The organism is Neotamlana sedimentorum (genome assembly GCF_000943565.1).
GTDB lineage: Bacteria > Bacteroidota > Bacteroidia > Flavobacteriales > Flavobacteriaceae > Neotamlana > Neotamlana sedimentorum.
This window is the reverse complement of sequence record NZ_JTDW01000001.1, coordinates 600,123-618,732: the sequence shown is the minus strand read 5'-3', so window position 1 is coordinate 618,732 and position 18,610 is coordinate 600,123. Positions and strand designations below refer to the sequence as shown.

Here is an 18,610-nt window from a genome sequence, read left to right as displayed (position 1 = left end):
ATTGTTTTACTACTCGCTTAACAAACTCACTATCTTGAGTTGTAATTTTGAATAAATACAATCCAGCATTTAAGCTTGAAATATTTATTGTAGATAAATTATTATTGATGTTTTTATTTATTAAAATTCTTCCGTTTAAGTCACTAACCTCAATTTTTGCATTTAAAGATTGTGCGTTTTTAATTGAAATAGATTCTGTTGCAGGATTTGGGTATATAGCAAAACCTAAGCTTTTTGCATCAATAGTTTCGCTGCTTAAAGAAGCATTATCCGAAATATTAGTAAACTGAGACCATCCATCTACCATACTAAAATTTGAAACTCCTGTAGGTGTTGGCACTTCAAAAGAAATATCTCCAACCAAACCACTACTTGGTGTAGTATTTAAATCGAAAACAGTTGCTCCCGCCGCTAATGTAGGAGGTGCATCTGTACCAACAGTTAGTAAAGACAAATCTCTTAATCTATAAAAGGTATTAGTATCTACTTCTGTAAGCGATCCTCCTAAATTCAAACCTGTAATATGTGTTCCATCGGCTGCATCTGGTCCAACAAAGGCGTAAGGTCCTAAGGTTTCAATTTTAGGTAAATCTAAAATCCCTGTTAGTTTAGCCATTCTACCAAGCCCGTTTGAAGCAATATTTTTAACTTCACTTAAATCTAAAGTTATAATAACACTTTCTCTAAAAGCATTAGACCCAATAAATTCGATATTTTCTGTATTAATAGTTGCTAAATTATAACATTGAAAAAACACCTCGTTCCCGATAGTTTTAATTGAAGGAGGTAATGATACCGCGGTTACACTTTCGTTTTTATAAAATGCTTTATCGGCAATAGCGGTTACAGTATATGGGTCGCCAGAATACGTGGCACTACCTGGTATAAGATGTAATGTTTCCGTAGGATTATTAATTCCTGTTAACGTTGCCGTATCTGTTCCTGTTATAACATAATTATAATCACCATCTGTAAATGTAACGCCTAAATTTACTGGAATCTCTCCTTCTACAATTGTAAAGTCTTGCCATACATCTGCATTTTCATAAATACTTGCTGTACCTGTTGGCACATATAACGTTACTGACAAACCAGAAAAAGCATCGGCAGCTACAGTTGGTAAACTTCCAGAATCGATCCAGTAAACTTCAACAGCAGCAATATTTGTATCACTAAAAGCTACAGTACCAATGCTGGTTACCGTTTCTGGTATTTTTATATACGTAAGCGACGTTCTTCTAAAAGCATTATCGTGTATAATTACAGCAGATGAAATATCGACTTCGGCAATATAGCTTTCCCAAAAGGTATACCCTTGTATTTCTGTTGCAGATGATAAATCTATTGACAAACCAGTAAAACTTGCATTTCTACTTAACGAATTTGACTCTGTTAATAAAACACTAGAGTAATCTGTTGTTACCAAATTATCACAATTTCTAAATGCTCCATTTTTTAATGTCTTTACCGTACTAGGCAATGTAATATGAGTAAGGTTCGCATTATCTATAAAAGCTGCATTGTTTACTGTAACTACGCTGTAAGAATCTGCCCCATTTGTTACAGATGCCGGAACAGTTATCATAGCTTCAGTTCCAGAAGTACCAGTTAATTTAACTTCGTAAGGTGTTAAATTAGTTACTTCATAGTTTAAATCGCCACTTGCAAAAGTATCTCCTACCGATTGAGCGCATAATGTAGTGGTGACCATTAAGGCAAAAATAAATTGTAATGTTTTTTTCATTTTAAATAGTTTAAATGGTTTAGTTAGTATAAATATGGTGTAGAATGTTTGTTTTGAGTATAAATTATTATCCAAAACCTATGAAGCAACACCCATTTAAATACATAAAACAATAAAAATCAATGAAATAAAAAAATCTCCCAAAAAAAACATTTTTTGAGAGATTTAAATTATTTAAGTTTTTATAAAACTTAAATTTTGGCTGGAAAAGTACCTTCGGTTGGATTACTTTCAAAAGTATATTCAGAATCCTCAGACACCTTATAAAATGTGGTATAAGTAAAAGTACCTTCAGATATAAAATCTGGAATAATAGTTAAATCTTCAGATTCGTCGACTTCCACAGTTAACCCCGATCCGTCTACACTGCTTGTATAGGTTATAACACTTTTAACTAGTAAAGGGTTTACAACAATTTCTTCATCATCGTCATTAGTGGTTCTATTAGAATCCCATGTAATTATAGCTTCGGTTTCAGAATACAATCTTACATCTACATATGATCTTGCTTCTAATGTTTCAACATATGAGTCTCCTAATACTGTCCCAAATACGTCATATTTAATAGATTTATTACCGTATTCATCTTCCATATGTATAAAATATTCTGAACCACCTTCTGGAAGTTGTGTTTCTACCATATAAGTTTCTGGTGCAAATACAGTTCTATCAATGTCAATTGTTGCAACTATTTTATCATCGTCATCGGTAACATCATCATCAAAAAGAGCTATAACTGCTTTCTTAATTTTTGGGTCAGAATTTACAAATACCTCAAAAACAACCTTGTTAACTCCAGTTGGAACCACGGCAACCGAATCCGGCTTACCCAAACTTACTACATTTTCTGGGATAAACTCATCAAATGTTTCAGTTAATTCGGTATCGCATGAAAACGCAAGCAAAACACAAACCACACCAAACGTAAATGGATTTATAAGTTTATTCTTTATATTATTTATCATAAATTTTAATTTTTAAATTTTATCTATTATCTCCATAAAATTCCACTTCACTAATATGAAATAGTGTATTTGTTCTATTTTGAGCTAATTTTTGAACAAATCTTATGTATCTTACTTTTGGCATATCTGGTGAGATTTCGAAATTAAACCCAGCAGTCGCAGCTTCTTCGTCTTCCGTTGTATTATCATTATCTGGTTGACCAGAAGGCTTTACTGGCCCAACGTTTTCTAATAGAAGTGTCCATCCATCAAACGTACCATCAGCATTCAATTTATCTGTACCCCATAAATCGAATAAATGAGGGTTACCGTGACGCCACATGTAATTACCAAGTCTTGGCCAATATTTAAAACGGTACAACTGCACTAACTCTCCAATATCCCAAGTAACAATAGCTGGGTAGAGATCTATTCCATCGTACGACCAATCTGCATATTCTGGTAATTCTCCATCTGGATCAACCCATCCTGGTGGTGAGTGAAACCCGTTATTTCCACTAATAACTCCATCGAATGTGTTTGGTAAAATCCAACCATAGGCATCAGGTGTGTCGTGCTTTTGATAAACAGCTTGATAATTAGCTCTATCGAACAACTGGATATAAAGGGGTGTTAATGTTTCTCTAATATATCCACATCTGTTATTATATCTATCTCTAACTATAAACACAAACTTTGTTTCAACAGCATCAAGACCTAAAACAAGACGTTCACCGGTTGGTCCTTCGGTATAAATAGCATCCTTGAAAATTAAATTCCCACCTTCTTCTTCTATATAAACTTCAATAGTTACAAGACCCGTTTTCGGATTTTCCCAATACAATTGAATACCTCCATAAGTAGCTTCGGCTTGAACCGTTTCACAAACATAAGTATATGGTGGTTCTTCTGGACTAATTGTAACTATTGTAGGCTCTGAGCGATTTTCAGACTGATCTACAGCATATAAATTCACGGTATACTCTTGCGCGTTTGCAAACCCCTCTACGGTTAAGGTGTTATTAAATACTGAAGATTTTACACTCACTAGCTCCGAACCATCTGTTCTTTGATATTCGGCTACTACATAAAGTAAATCATCATCATCAGGTAGGTTATACGTAATTTTTGAACCCCCTGAAAAATTCTCGACAGCATTAGCCGCCACAGAAACAGGTCCTGGAGCTACTCCATCATCAGCTACCAAAGAGGTAACCGTATCTTCCTCACAGCCAAATAAAACTGCAAGACAAGCAATTACGATAAATGTTTTTAAATTTTTCATCTTAATTAATTTAGTATTCTTATTAGTTAATATTACCAACCAAACGCCTGATCTAAATTAGGGTTTGCTAAAATATCTGCTTCTGAAATTGGCCAGAAATAATCTCGTATTGAGAACTCGGTAAAACCATAATTATCGATGGTATAATATGTCTCTGGAGTGGCTCTAGAAAAACTCCAACCCTCCATTGGTGTACTGTTTAATACAACATGTGCTTTGTACCACCTTCTTAAATCCCAAAAGCGATGTCCTTCGAAAGCAAGTTCTATTAAGCGCTCATCATGAATAATATCTCTTAACCCTTCTTTAGTTGTTGGTTTCGATGGGTTTGATGAATATGACGCCCATGCATTTACTACACCTTCTAAGCCAGAGCGCTCTCTAACTTCGTCAATATATTGATATACTTCTGTTGAAGGGCCTTGTGCTTCATTTAAACACTCTGCATATAATAAATATAAATCTGCTAAACGGTATACTGGCCATGAATAATTCTCAGCTGTATAACTATCGTTTGCAATAAATGACTTGTAATGTACTAACTTTTTTGGCCAGTAACCCGTTTGGTTATATTGTCTTTCGTTAATATACCCTGAAACTCCTCCATTTTTAGCATCTACGTGAAACAAATTTGTATCATCGGCCTCATTATTAACATCGTACGACAAAACACCATCAGCCGCTAAGGACGCATAAAACCTTGGTTCTCTATTTAAATGTAAACCTATAGTTTCATAACCTTGTTTTACATAAAATTGATTGGCTTCATCTCCTGTTGTTAAATTATATCGACCTGCATAATCATAAGTGGTATCTTCTTCAATAGGCACACCATTTATTGAATAAAACTGTTCGGCGATATGCAAGGGTGCAGAATAATATGAGTTTACTTGACCAGCGGTTTGCCCAACCCAAGCAGGATCAATTCTTGGAAACGATACATTTTGAATATTACTGGTTGTTGGGTTATAAGCTTGCCCCCAAATAATTTCGTCATTCCATCTATCTGTAATAGCTCCTCTAAGATTCATTTTATACAGGGTTTCATCAGATAAAGCGTAAGATGAATTAAATGTGAATAAACTATGGCCACCAGCATGAGCATAATCGATAGCTTCTTTACAAGCATCGGCAGCTAATTGCCATTTATTTTCATCATAGGTTTGGTTAATGTACGGTGTTCCTTCATCATCTGTCCATGAAGCATAAACTGAATTCCCATTAAACTGAGGACTTGCGCTTAAAGCTAAAACTTTTGCCTTTAACATAGCTGCAATAGGTTGAGTTGCTCTACCTAATTCGTCACCTTCTAAAAATATTTGTGAAGGCAATCCTGCAATGGCTTCGTCTAATAATGTTACTACATAATCTACGACTTCATCAACAGGGTCTCTGCCAATACGAACCGAAATAATATCTTCGCTTACTTCGATGTTTTCATCAATAATAGGTATAGGTCCATACATTCTTAATAGGTGAAAATGGAAATAAGCTTTTAAAAACTTTGCTTCTGCAGTCCATCGGTCCTTTTCTTCCTGTGTCATGTCTGGCACATCGTTTATCCTGTTTAAGAAAATGTTACAATCTCTTAAAGCAATATGTGGTGTAATACGATTACCATCGCCCCAATGATCGAATAAAGGCGACGCCTTAGATTGCTCTCCTTGAGAAAAGGTCATTGCAGTCCAGGTTTGGTGTGTCCAAATTTCGTCTCCACCAACTAAAGCTACATTATCATTATAATCTGAAAAACCTGGTAAATAACCATACAATGTAAAAAAGAACTTTTTAGCATTGGTACGATTATTAAAAACCAAATCGAAAGTTGCCACGTTATCTGGCACAATATCTATATAGTCTTCGCATGAAAACACAAACAAAAACACTATAGAAAATATTAATTTATGTATTTTTTTCATAATTCTTTTTTTATAGGTTAACTCTAGCTCCTATGTTCAAAGTTCTTTGTAACGGATAGTTTAAACCATTACCTCTTAACTCTGGATCCCATAGTTTAAATTTACTCCAATGCACTAAGTTTGTTCCACTTAGGTATAAACGTACATTAGCTTGACCAAAAATATTACCTTGATCTGGTGTGAAGTTATATCCAATTTCAACCGATTTAAGTCTCATAAAAGCACCGTCACGCATCCACCAAGTACTTGTTTGGTTATTGTTTTGCACCGCATAACTAGAAAGTCGTGGCCATAATGCATAGATATCTTGATTTTCTTCAGACCAATGACTATCTGCAAACGCTTGTAATATTTGGTTTTCGGCAATTGAGCCAGACAAATAATCGCCCGTACCATCTGTATCTGCAAATGGCGTTATACCCTCAGAGTCTATGAAAAATGAAACATTATCTAAACCTGCAAAAAATGCAGAAATATCAAAGTTTTTATACCCTAAAGAAAAACCAAAACCATAACTTATTTCAGCTTGAGTTGGCTCTCCAATTGGCACAACATCTAATGTTGAAACGATTCCATCACCATTAATATCGGTATATTTAATATCACCTGGCATAACCTCACCAAATTGTTGTTCTGGAGAGTTTGCTACATCGGCCTCATCAATAAATAATCGCTCCGCTACCAAACCGTAAGTTTGATTAAACGGGTTACCTAATTTAGACAACCAAGGCGTTGCCGATAAATCTGGTTCTTCGTAAACGGTAAATTCACTATGCGTTTTCACAAAATTTGCTGTTGCTTGTAACCACCAATCTTTATTAAAATTATGATTTACAAGTAATGTTAATTCGAATCCTCCAGATTGACCTTCACCTAAATTTGCAACAGGTGTAGATTGTAATCCTAAGAATGTTGGAATATCGGCACGTGTTTGTAAGATATCCGTTGTTTTTTGTTTAAAATACTCGGCTTGTAATTGAATGGCGTCTTTAAGTAAATAAATTTCGACACCATAATTTTGTTTATAAGCTCGTTCCCAAGAAATATATGGGTTTTCGTATCTGTTAATTGAAACTCCTGTTTCAGAATCGCCACCAAAAGTTCCAAAAGTAGCTCCTGTACCGTTAAAATTGATTTCGGATAAGTAGAAGAAACGATCGTTTCTATCACCAATTTGAGCATTACCTACAACACCATACGATCCTCTAAATTTTAATCGGCTTATTAAATCTATATTCCAAAAATTTTCGTTTGAAACCACCCACGCTCCACCTACTGAAGGGAAAAAACCAAATCTGTTTTTCTCGGCAAAACGTTCTGACCCGTTATAGCCAAAGTTACCTTCAATAAAATAACGACGATCATAATCGTAAGTAAATCTACCAGAAACTCCAATGTTTCTACTTGGTAATGATTCTTGTAAATTATCTGCATTACCATCAACCGATTCTCGTGCAATACCAACTAATAAACCACTAACAGTGTGTTTATCTTTAAATGTTCGGTCGTAATTTAATGCTGTTTCAAAATAAATATTTCTTCCTACCACTCTATCGTTTGGAAACTGCACAAAATCTAAATATTCTGTACCACTATCTGGATTTAATGGTGTTAATTGATAAGTATCTGTAGCTCTATCATAATTATTATCTGAAATAGCATAGTAATACGGGTTGTATTGTCTTCTAATATTATAAGAAGAAGTACTTGTCATGTTACCTAATGCTCTCCAACGTAAACCTTCTGTAATACCAGATAAATCTTGTTTTATTTGTAAACTTAATAAACTTACATTTCTACTATAGTCTCTGTAACCACGCACTAATTCTGCATATGGGTTTAAGTAAGAGGCTAAGGTACCTTCACCAGTATCTACATTACCAAATAATAAATGCTCTCTAGTTGCGTGAGCTTCATCTGGCGCGTAATAGGCCGGAAAGCGAACCGGGTTGGTTCTTGTAATCATGTTGTAAACCTGGTTTCCTGTAGGCACTGGCCCACGGTAATCATCAACCGTTTGATTTAATTGTACAATAAGTTCTGTACTTGGAGTTAAATCGATATTTACATTCGATCTTAAGTTATATACCTTATTGTCTATGTTATTATTAAAGTTTGCTTGATTATCTACTTTTAAAATACCGTTATCTTGAGCAATAGAACCAGAAACATAATATCTTGCTATTTTACCTCCACCAGAAACACTAAAATTTAATCGTTGGTTTTTAGTAAAGTCTTGCAACAACTCGTCTTGCCAGTTTGTAACAGGATACACATAAGGATTTGTTCCTGCAATAGTGTTATCTATTTTATTTTGTAAATACGGTAAGGGAATATTTATGTTTGGTGATGCATTACGTGTATTAACCGCTTGCATATGCAGACGCATATACGTTAACGGATCTGCAAACTCCAAATCTTGCGTTGCTTGAGAATAAGTAGTTTCGTATCTTATTGACACTCTAGGTTTACCTAGCTCTCCCGACTTAGTTTTTACAGCAATTACACCGTTGGCACCTCTTGCACCATAAATTGCAGTAGCCGTTGCATCTTTAAACACCGAAAAGCTTTCGATATCATCTGGAGAAATTCTTGCTAAATCATCGGCAGTTAATTCAATATTATCTACTAAAATTAACGGCGAAGAATAATTTCCAAAGGTAGTTGCACCACGAATAAAGAACTGGGCGTTATCCGATCCTTGACCAGGTTCACCAGAGCTTTGAAACGCAATTACACCAGGAACACGACCGGCAAAAGAGGTAGTTAAGTTACTTGAAGGAATTTTTAAATCTTCAGGTTTTACTTGAGTAATGGCTCCTACAACAGCTTCTTTAGTTTGAGTAGAGAATCCCACTACAACAACTTCGTCTAACCCTGTTAAATCTTCAATCATGGTAACATTAATAGTTAAGAAGTTTCCTATCTTAACCTCCTGTGATTTATATCCGATATAGGAAAACACTAAAACATCACCTTTTGCAGCTTGCAAGGTAAAGTTACCATCAAAATCGGTTTGAACACCTCTATTTGTTCCTTGCACCAAAATGTTTACTCCTGGAAGCGGAATACCATTTTCGTCGAGTACTGTTCCTGTTACTTGAGATTGAGATTTTTCAGACTTACTTTTTTCGCCTTCCTCTGTCATTAAGTTTACAGAAACGTCGAGTGATGTTTCTGCATTTGCATATGCGCTACAAATAATAAACGAGCATACAATAACAGACTTAATTATTTTAGTGTATAATTTATAATTTATACACATAGAATAATTTAAAGAATAAATTTTATTCATACTTTTTAGTTTAATAAATTAGTTTAATTGGTCTTTGTTAAATTTTTCAGTTTTTTCGTTTTTTCTATTTACATAAGTTTAATTTTTTAATGAGATAAATTTTGTTTGAGAATTTTCACTTGTCAATATTTAACAAACTATTAACAAGATTTGTTCAAATATCATTAATTAAGAAGCCCACAGTTATAAATTAAAATTCAAATTGTATTAATTATGGTGTTTTTTTTACTTGACTCACTAGTATTAAAGCTGAAAACGTAAGATAAAACACACTTAACCCTATTTACCTTTAAACCTATAGTTGTTTCTTATCTCCAATCAAGAGATTAATGCTTTACTAGCTTTTTTATAATAGTTGTTTTTCCTCCACTAATTTTAGCAAAATATATCCCACTTTTTAAACCGGACATATTAATTAAATCACTGTTCGATTGTATATTTTTTTGAAGAACTTGTTTTCCTAAAACATTAAACATAGATACGCTTGCCCCTTGTGCATTTATAATGTTAATTGAATTACCAACTGGGTTTGGGTATAATTTTACCGTATTTTGAAGTTTAAAATCTTGATTAGATAATGTTACTGCATTATCTACACCAAACACCTCAACTTCGGCTAATGTTATACCTGTATCTGTAGTTTTCGATATGATTACTTCCTGACCAACAATACCTCCAATATCTAAAGTCCAAGATGGGTCTGGATATCCTGCAAAAAATTCGCTGTAAACCGTATTGCCATTACTGTCTTTAATTTCTACTGTTAAATCTGATAATCGGCTTTGGTAACCACCTGTGCGGTTATAAATATTTATAGTTTCAATGTTATAGTTGTTTTGTAAGTCTACTTTCCACCACTTTAACGAACCACTAGTGCCATGTGCCGAATGCGTTACCGAACCACCTCCAAAATTTCCGTTTGTATTGCCGTCAATTGCATTTTCCGCACAACCGCCATAAGGACAAGGATCGGAATCGATAGATTGAGAGGCTACACCATGTAACACCGCTAAATTTACTGGATCTGAATCTGGTTCAACTAAAGAAATACTAATATTATTTAATTCGAAAGCGTTATCAGCTCCACTAAACATAATTTTTAAAGCCTTGGCGCCTTTAGTTAAATGGACTTCGTTAACCACTTCAAAATCTTTCCAATTAGTTAAACTAGTTGAATTTGAACCACCATGTGGCACAGCCACTTCCCCTGTTATATCATCACCATCTAAATTAAATTTTATCTTTCCATTTGCGTTAGCTGATGCATAACGAATTCCAATATTATAAGTCCCGTTGGCAGGTACTTTTATAGTATATGTTAACCACTCACCATCTTCAATATTGGTTATATTGTAACCACCTTCGCTACATACTTTTAAATCAACGCCTTCATCGGTTCTGTATTCGCCACCTTCATTAGCTGAAGAATTATCACTATACGTTCTATTTTGCCCATCTAAAACAAAATAATCAAAATTTTCAGCTTCAATTAGCGCCGACAAATCATGTATTTTGTATTCTGGTAAGCCATTACCATCAAACCCACTAATTGGATCTCCCGGACTTACTCTTCTAAATTTTAAACCTCCAAATCCAGGATGATCTGTAACTGTACCTTCTCCTTCAACACCAATTTGAGTCGTTAAGTAATCGAATCCTCGTTGCAACCATTTATAATCGTCGCTTGGTAAGGTTTGTAATCGATCACGATAATGTCCTAAATTCATTTCGTAAACAGGCTGAAGATTATGCTTTGCACGTTCCCTATATTCTTCGCCAATACTACAAACTAAATAAGGGTTTATTTTTAATGATTTCCAACGACCAGAACGATCGCTTCTCTCAATATATTCTCCTGAAGCTACTGTTGGCTCCCAGGGTGTAGTTTGATCTGGATATGAATTATCGTAACTTAAATTATATCGATAATAAAATTCTAAACCTAGAAGCGGACGATTGTTTAAATGACCATATAAATCATCGCCTTGACTCCAAGCCATTTCTGCCATAACTGCTATAGTTGAAACTCCTGCAAGCCCGTGAGCTTGATCTCTTGAAGATTCTTGGCATTGGCCGTTTTCATAAATATAATTACTAATTACTTCGTTGTAACCATAATCTGCAATTGTGTTTTCAAATCCGTTTTGTGTAAATTCATCGAAATACTCACATGATGTTTTCGGGCTGTTATTAATAGGCGGTCCTGATGGATATGCTACATCGTCAACCCTATGTGTGTAGCCTTGCAGGTAACGTAAAGCTCTATCGTACATTATTTCATTATCTAAAAATATAGCCATTGCCATCATGGTTCTCATACAAAACAATCCTTGGTTACCGTGTCTTGCTGGATCACCTTGATAAACACGCCAGTAAAATGAAATATCGTTACTTGCTATGGCAGCCGTAGGCACCGTAGTATTTGAGTAACCAGGATACACCAACATATCTTTAAACTCTTGAATATCGGATTCTGCCCAACCATTGTAGGTATGTTGAATAATTTCGGCCGCCTCAATAATACGCCAAATACGTCCTGAACTTAGCGGCACCGTCATTGTGTTTCTTTTTATACCTTTCCAGGTGTTAAAAATTTCTATGGCTTTTTCGGCATGTCTAGAGTCTCCAGTTATATACCACATTAAAGCATTGTAGTACGCCGCGGTACCATCGTTAATAAACCACCCATCGCTGGTACTATTATATTCTGTTGTTATGGCAGGGTCCACATTTATAGCATAAGTATATTGCGCTTTTGCATTACTACTTAAATTTTGATAGGTAGTTGCCCAAGGTTCTACACCTGCTTCAACCATGGCTTTCATACGGTCGAGGTCTGATAATTTATGCGAAATTCCTGGATGAACAAGTTGAGCTTCTGCATAATTAGTTATACACAAAGCCAAAAAGAGAAAGCTAAAAAGCTTCTTAGTAAAATTAGTTGTCATAAAAATTATTTAGTTTAGTTTGGTGATGTAATATTATGAAACAATAGAACCATAGACTTTAAACCATAGCTCATTCTGTTTAAACTATGATTCTATTAGCCTAATTTTAGTTTTAAAAAAAAATGCCGCTCACAATTTTTGCGATACGGCATTTTAAAATTCAAAAAAATAAAAAAATCGTTTAATTTATTGACGGTTGATTCCACAAGCGATAAGGGTCGTCATGCTGTACCATTTGTTCTAGCAACAAAGCTTCCATTTCTGCAAGCTTATCGGCATATTTAGGATTGTTCGCTAAATTGGTTAGTAATTCACCGTCTTTACCATGCTCAGGTAAATATTCAAGCGGATTTTCAGCTAAATTAAATAACTGTGTTTCTTTCACTTGCCCTTCTAACACATCGTATTTAATTAATTTCCAATCTCCTTTTTTAACGGTTCGCATACCTGGTTTGGTACCACCACAATATACGCCGTACATAACCTCGCGCATAGATTCTGTTTCACCATTTAACACTGAGGTAAAACTTTCACCTTCAACCGTTTCTGGAATTTCAATATTTGCCAAATCGCATAACGTTGGTAACACATCTAATAAATAAACGCTTCCTTTTACACGTTTTCCTTTAGGCAAATTAGGTCCTTTTACAATAAACGGTACGCGCCAAGTATGCTCGTATAAGTTTTGTTTTCCTTGAAGTCCGTGACGACCAATAGCCATTCCATGATCGGCAGTGTAAATAATATAAGTATTATCCAACTCGCCCATGGCTTCTAATTTGGCTAAAACTTTATTAAGTTGAATATCTATATTTTCTGAACACGCAAACTCTCTACCCAATTCGTTTCTAATGGTATTTTCGTCTCGGTTTTCCCAAACGCCACTTACACGCGTTTCGTCTCGTAAATTAGGATGCCCATGATGAAACGGGTGTTTTTCTAAATAATTTTCTGGTAATTGTGGTTGCTTTTCGTTTAGTGCTGGTAACACATTTTTATCGCTATGATTTACAGCACCATATTTTTCTAGTAATTCTGGTGTCCCATCTCTCCTATCGTGTGGATGTGAAAACCCAAAGTAAATAAAAAACGGATCGTCTTCTTTGGTTTGTTCTCTTTCGTTTAAGTAAGTTAATACTTGTTTGGCGTGCCAAGGGCTTCCAGTTTCGTCGGTTCCACCGCGTTTTGTAGCATCGTGAACTACAGTAAATTGCTTGTTTGCTCCTGGATACGAGTTACCTTTTTTACAAGTACGCATGGTTTTGTAACCTGCACGATTAAAAATGGCACCAATGGTTTGCTCATCGATTTCATGCGGATCGGTTTGCTTTTGAAATTCTGCGCTTGGTGGCAAATGCCAGAGTGTGCGCCCAGACATAATCATATGGCGCGACGGTGTACAAACAGCACCATTCATTGAGCCCATATGTCGAGCTTCTTCGAACACGATACCTTCTTCGGCCAATTTACTAATTGTTGGGGTTTCTAGTATTGACGATGGATTATAGGTTTGTAAATCGAAAGGTGATTGATCATCAACTAAAACAAACAAAAAATTAGGACGTTTCTTTTCCTTAGTAATTTTATTATTTGCTTCCGATTTATCCTTACAATTAAATAAACTTAAAAGTATTCCTAAGAAAACTAATTGTATAATGTTATAATTTTTCATTCAAATTTTAAATTAAAGTTGTTTTTCAATAGTGGCATAATAAGCTCCAATTTCTACACCATCGTTTAAAGTAAACCAGGTATATAAATGTGTTTCACCTTTTTCTAAGTCTACTTTATACTCAACATATTCATCATCAAGATTTACTGGTTTAGACATTTTTATATCTTGAATTTCGATTCTTGAATTTTCAATATTTAAAGCCTTGCTTTTTTTACTGGCCGTTACACTTGTTCCTTCAAGTGCTGGACGAAGCGGTGCTTTTGCGCCCAATGGCAAATGTGTTTCTTCTGGCCAACGACGTAATTTTATAGTGTAAGTTCCGGCTTCTTCAACCTTTACTCGCCAAAAACCATTATTTATTTGCCCCGTGCGAATGTGGTCTTGTTTCCAAGGTGTAAAGGTTTCGCTATGCCAATCGTGACAAAACAACGTGGTTGGGTTTTCGGCTTCGTTACCTACAATAAAAAATGGTTTTTCTACAAAAGTGGGTTCTATTTCTGCCCACCATTTATCATATTCTGCTTTATATAATTCAACTTTTTCAGGATATTTATCGGCTAAATTGGTGCGCTGCTCTGGGTCTGTATTTAAATCGTATAATTCTGTTCCTTCAACAAGCCTCCAATTTTTATGCATTAATGCGGTTCGTTTCCAAGGCACAGGATCTGTAGAAAATTGTGTGTTTACGTAAACTATACGATCGTCGAAATTAGAATTATCGCCATTCATTAAAGGCACTAAACTTGAACCATCAAATTTTAAATCTTCTTTTAATTCTAAATCACAAAGCTCTACCAATGTTGGAAATATGTCGTAATGCGCCGTTAAATCGTTAATATCTTTACCTACGTTTATCCCACCATTTTTCCAATGAATGTAAAATGGCACACGGTGACCACCTTCGTACATACTTGCTTTTACACCTCGCATACCGGCGTTATTTCCTTTGGCAATAAAACCATCTAAACGATCTTGCCCTTCGCCCATTTTGTTTCCGGCAGCAGAACCATTATCTGAAGTAAAAACTAAAATGGTATTATCCATTAAATCAATCGACTTTAAATAATCGACTAACTTACCAAGATTTTCATCGATATTCGCAATCATACCATAAAAAGCAGCGTTTGGTATGTTTTCGTTATCCTTATACGGATCTAAATATTTATTATCGACCCAATACGGTGAATGCGCTGCATTTGTTGCTAAATAGCAGAAAAACGGTTCGTCCTTATGTTCACCAATATATTTCTTAGCATTTTCGAACCAAACATCGGTACAATAGCCTTCAAATTTTTCTAGCTTTCCGTTATGCACATAGGTATCATCAAAATAATCGTTATTCCAGTAATCCATAGTTTGTCCTACGCCCCCGCCGTTATTCATTAACACCTCATCGAAACCTTTGTCTTGCGGACGAAACGGATAATTATCACCCAAATGCCATTTACCAAACATAGCGGTATTATAGCCATTATCTTTAAACACTTGAGCCATTGTTTTTTCTTTTTCAAGAATAAGGGAACGCCCTTTTATGGTAAAAAATACACCTGTTCTGTAATTATGATGCCCTGTCATAAATGCGGCACGAGTTGGTGCACACGTTGGGCTAACATGAAAGTTAGTTAACCGCGTGCTTTGATCGTGTAACTTATCGATATTAGGTGTTTTAATCCATTCGTTTCCTTGAGCCGCAATATCGCCATAACCAACATCATCGACCATAAGCACAATAACATTTGGTTTATCTGTTTTAAGTATTTCGGTTGATTCTTTTTTGTTGGGTTTGCAGCTTACAACAAGGAAAATCGCTACTATAATTAACCTAGGAAATAAATATTTTTTTATACTATTCTTCATGAAATTGAATTATTCTAATTTAATTTTTAATGATGTTTTACAAATGTATTTACCATATAAAAAAACTTTATAAATTATGATGCATTCTTTATAAATAATACACCATAAAATATTTTATTTTAATGATGCTGATATTGAATCTAGTTTAGATTTTAAAAGGTTTGCTTTCTCTGGATAATTTGTAATTACATTTTTAGTTTCTTCTTTATCTGTTAAAAGATTAAAAAGTTGTTCTTCTTTTTTAGTTTTTACGTATTTCCAATTTCCAACTCTTATGGCATTTCCACGATATAAAAAGTAATCTCGATTTTGATTGATTTTATCACCCGAAATAACCGAAGCGATATTTAAACCATCTATTTTGACATTATTTGGCAATTCCGCTTGGACTAAATTAGCAATGGTTGGAAAAATATCTAAAGTTGATGTCTGCACATTAGAAATCACACCTTGTGGCACAAAACCAGGTTGCCAAACTATACAGGGCACTCGACTACCACCCTCGTAAGGCGAAAATTTACCATCACGCAATCCGCCAGCAGTTCCAGCATTTGGCTGTTTACTTATCCATGGCCCGTTATCTGAAGCAAAAATCACCAAGGTATTTTCGGCTAAACCATTCGCTTTTAACGTGTTTAAAATTTCGCCAACCGACCAATCGATTTCCGAGATAACATCACCAAACAATCCGCGTTCTGTTGTTCCATTAAAATCTTGTGATGCATACAACGGAATATGCGGCATGCTATGCGCCATGTAAAGAAAGAATGGTTCATTTTTATTAGCCTGAATAAACTCCTTAGCCTTATTGGTATATTTTTTAGTTAATAAAACTTGATCTACTGGCCACTCGACCACTTCATTACCTTCTACTAAAGGCACTTTATTTCTGAATTTTTTCTTCGGATTTTTAGTTTTAAAATCATCTAAATTATAACCTTCGTTAAAAACTACATGACTTGCCACAGGCATTTCTGGATCTTGCCACATATCGTTACTAAACGGAATGCCGTAATACATATTAAATCCTTGTGCCGTTGGTGCAAATTTTGGTTTATGACCTAAATGCCACTTACCAACCATTCCCGTAGTATATCCTTGTTTTTTAAGCATATCGGCAATAGTAACTTCGGCAGCTGGCATACCATCTTGACTGTATGGCCAAAACACACCGTTCTCATACCCCCAGCGTTCGGCATATCGCCCTGTTAACAGGCCAGCACGCGATGGTGAACAAATTGAACTAGACACCGAAAAATCTGTAAAACGCATACCTTCGCTAGCCATTTTATCTAAATTTGGTGTGCTGTATCCTTGTGCGCCGTAACATGATAAATCGCCGTAACCCAAATCGTCGGTATAAATAATTACGACATTGGTTTGTTTTTGTGGTACTTCAGTCGGAGCCGATTTGCAACTACAAATCAATAAGAAAACCGACAAAAACGTTAAGGATATAATTCTCATATTATTTCGTTAATTTTTCAATTTTATTTCCAGTTCCCAAATCGGTTACCTGTCCAAGAGATTTCACTTTTACACCTTGACTTTTATTAGATAAAACCACAGGAAAAGGAGTTTGATTATTCAACTCAAAATTATGCGCTTTAAAATCGTTTTGATGTGGGAAATTCCCATTTTTAAGTCTGATATTATTTTTATCGCCACCAACTTTAATAGCTAATCCTTCGTGTAAAACCTCCTTTGAAGCTGTAAACGTAATATTATGTTCGCTTCCTCCAATGTACGCGACACTACCAGAACCATTGCAATACGGCACGGTAGGAGGAATAATAGTTATGTTAGCATTATAATTTTTATCCTTTTCGTAGGTGGTTGAATATACAGGACCATATGCACAGTCTGCACTACAATTAATAGCTGTTCCAGAACCTAATGAAAATCCGTTTTCGCAAGCAATAGCTTTACAACCCTCGACATATTTTTTTCCAGTAGCGTGTGCAATTGTAACACCGGTTCGCATGAATTTTATCGTATTATTAATTATAGTTGGGTTGGATGTTCCTCTTTTAATTTCTTTACCATCAATAATTGTTTCTCCAGCGTTATATGCTCTAATTCCTGCTTCGCCAGTACTTAACATATAGCCTTTTGGAAGTTTATACCCCCAAACTGTCATGAAATTGGCATCGAAAGCAGGCCCTGAAGTTTCAGCTAACATATCGTCGGTTTTACGAACTTCTCCAACTACATTACAACCTTCAATTTTAGGATTGTTAGCGCCTTGCATAAAAATACAATGTCCGTAACTTTTATGAATAAAATTAGAGTTTTTTAAGTGATTAGATTCTCCTCTTATTAAACATGCACTGTGTTTTCTGTGTGGAATAACCACTTTCCCTCCTTTACCAAATGCATCGCCATAACCATAAGGAAACGAACCTTTTGTAGTAACATTAAAGCCTTCAACTAAATTATGTTTTCCATCCATAACAATATTAACAGCTCGTCTGGTTGGCGCATCATGTACCGAACCAACATCGACCATGGTTAAATTTTTAAGAATGTTATTGTTCCCAATAATTCGTAATTCATGTATTTGATATTTTCCAAAAGCTTGTAACACTTTTGTGTCGATATTTAACGTGACACCCGAAAAATCGTAAGTACTATTATTACCTTCAAAAAGCAACAATATTTTACTTGTGTTTTTCATTTTAACCTCTCTAGTATACAAACCATTAGCCACATCGTTGGCCGTAATTGAATATGTTCCGGGTTTTAGTTTTACCTCTACATTGTCGTCATCTAAATAAGGCATTAACTCACTTAAGGAGCTCACTGTAATTTGTGCATGAGACTTAACATTTGCTGATAATAGAATACCAACAAAAAGAAAATAATATTTAAAATGAGAGGCGATAGAATTAATTGTCATGTGTTGATTTATTTAAGAACTTTAAAGTTGATATAGTTTGAATT

At 35.0% G+C, this 18,610-nt stretch carries 10 protein-coding genes; all 10 read right to left on the bottom strand.

Translation table 11 applies throughout. The features are described 5' to 3' along the window. The coding region (locus tag PW52_RS02360; RefSeq protein ID WP_044631267.1) for a leucine-rich repeat protein at positions 1 to 1,744 on the bottom strand (1,744 nt) is incomplete at its 3' end. Positions 1,745 to 1,935: 191 nt separating this feature from the next. Then, entirely contained in the window at positions 1,936 to 2,709 is a 774-nt protein-coding gene (locus tag PW52_RS02355; RefSeq protein WP_044631266.1) for a DUF4998 domain-containing protein, read from the bottom strand. 19 nt (positions 2,710 to 2,728) lie between these two features. Further along, positions 2,729 to 3,973 (bottom strand): DUF4959 domain-containing protein, encoded by a 1,245-nt coding sequence (locus tag PW52_RS02350; protein WP_044631265.1) that lies wholly within the window; start codon positions 3,971 to 3,973, stop codon positions 2,729 to 2,731. A gap of 32 nt (positions 3,974 to 4,005) precedes the next feature. Continuing rightward, on the bottom strand, positions 4,006 to 5,892 hold the full coding sequence (locus tag PW52_RS02345) for a RagB/SusD family nutrient uptake outer membrane protein (protein ID WP_044631264.1): 1,887 nt from the start codon (positions 5,890 to 5,892) through the stop codon (positions 4,006 to 4,008). A gap of 10 nt (positions 5,893 to 5,902) precedes the next feature. Further along, on the bottom strand, positions 5,903 to 9,187 hold the full coding sequence (locus PW52_RS02340; RefSeq protein ID WP_052823344.1) for a SusC/RagA family TonB-linked outer membrane protein: 3,285 nt from the start codon (positions 9,185 to 9,187) through the stop codon (positions 5,903 to 5,905). Between the two features lie 326 nt (positions 9,188 to 9,513). Next, positions 9,514 to 12,135 (bottom strand): carbohydrate-binding protein, encoded by a 2,622-nt coding sequence (locus PW52_RS02335; protein WP_082050815.1) that lies wholly within the window; start codon positions 12,133 to 12,135, stop codon positions 9,514 to 9,516. Between the two features lie 181 nt (positions 12,136 to 12,316). Then, the gene (locus PW52_RS02330) at positions 12,317 to 13,807 is read right to left on the bottom strand and encodes a sulfatase-like hydrolase/transferase (RefSeq protein WP_044631263.1); all 1,491 of its coding nucleotides are present in this window, start codon (positions 13,805 to 13,807) and stop codon (positions 12,317 to 12,319) included. A gap of 12 nt (positions 13,808 to 13,819) precedes the next feature. Then, positions 13,820 to 15,667 (bottom strand): arylsulfatase, encoded by a 1,848-nt coding sequence (locus tag PW52_RS02325; protein ID WP_044631262.1) that lies wholly within the window; start codon positions 15,665 to 15,667, stop codon positions 13,820 to 13,822. 114 nt (positions 15,668 to 15,781) lie between these two features. After that, positions 15,782 to 17,134 carry a sulfatase family protein gene (locus PW52_RS02320; protein WP_082050814.1) on the bottom strand — a complete coding sequence of 451 codons (1,353 nt, stop codon included), beginning with the start codon at positions 17,132 to 17,134 and terminating at the stop codon, positions 15,782 to 15,784. Between the two features lies 1 nt (position 17,135). Further along, on the bottom strand, positions 17,136 to 18,566 hold the full coding sequence (locus PW52_RS02315; RefSeq protein WP_044631261.1) for a hypothetical protein: 1,431 nt from the start codon (positions 18,564 to 18,566) through the stop codon (positions 17,136 to 17,138). Positions 18,567 to 18,610: the final 44 nt, after the last annotated feature.

Coding starts and splice junctions, on each gene's coding strand:
- PW52_RS02340 (WP_052823344.1), bottom strand. CDS start 9,187: ATGAATAAAATTTATTCTTTAAATTATTCTATGTGTATAAATTATAAA.
- PW52_RS02320 (WP_082050814.1), bottom strand. CDS start 17,134: ATGAGAATTATATCCTTAACGTTTTTGTCGGTTTTCTTATTGATTTGT.
- PW52_RS02330 (WP_044631263.1), bottom strand. CDS start 13,807: ATGAAAAATTATAACATTATACAATTAGTTTTCTTAGGAATACTTTTA.
- PW52_RS02350 (WP_044631265.1), bottom strand. CDS start 3,973: ATGAAAAATTTAAAAACATTTATCGTAATTGCTTGTCTTGCAGTTTTA.
- PW52_RS02355 (WP_044631266.1), bottom strand. CDS start 2,709: ATGATAAATAATATAAAGAATAAACTTATAAATCCATTTACGTTTGGT.
- PW52_RS02335 (WP_082050815.1), bottom strand. CDS start 12,135: ATGACAACTAATTTTACTAAGAAGCTTTTTAGCTTTCTCTTTTTGGCT.
- PW52_RS02345 (WP_044631264.1), bottom strand. CDS start 5,892: ATGAAAAAAATACATAAATTAATATTTTCTATAGTGTTTTTGTTTGTG.
- PW52_RS02315 (WP_044631261.1), bottom strand. CDS start 18,566: ATGACAATTAATTCTATCGCCTCTCATTTTAAATATTATTTTCTTTTT.
- PW52_RS02325 (WP_044631262.1), bottom strand. CDS start 15,667: ATGAAGAATAGTATAAAAAAATATTTATTTCCTAGGTTAATTATAGTA.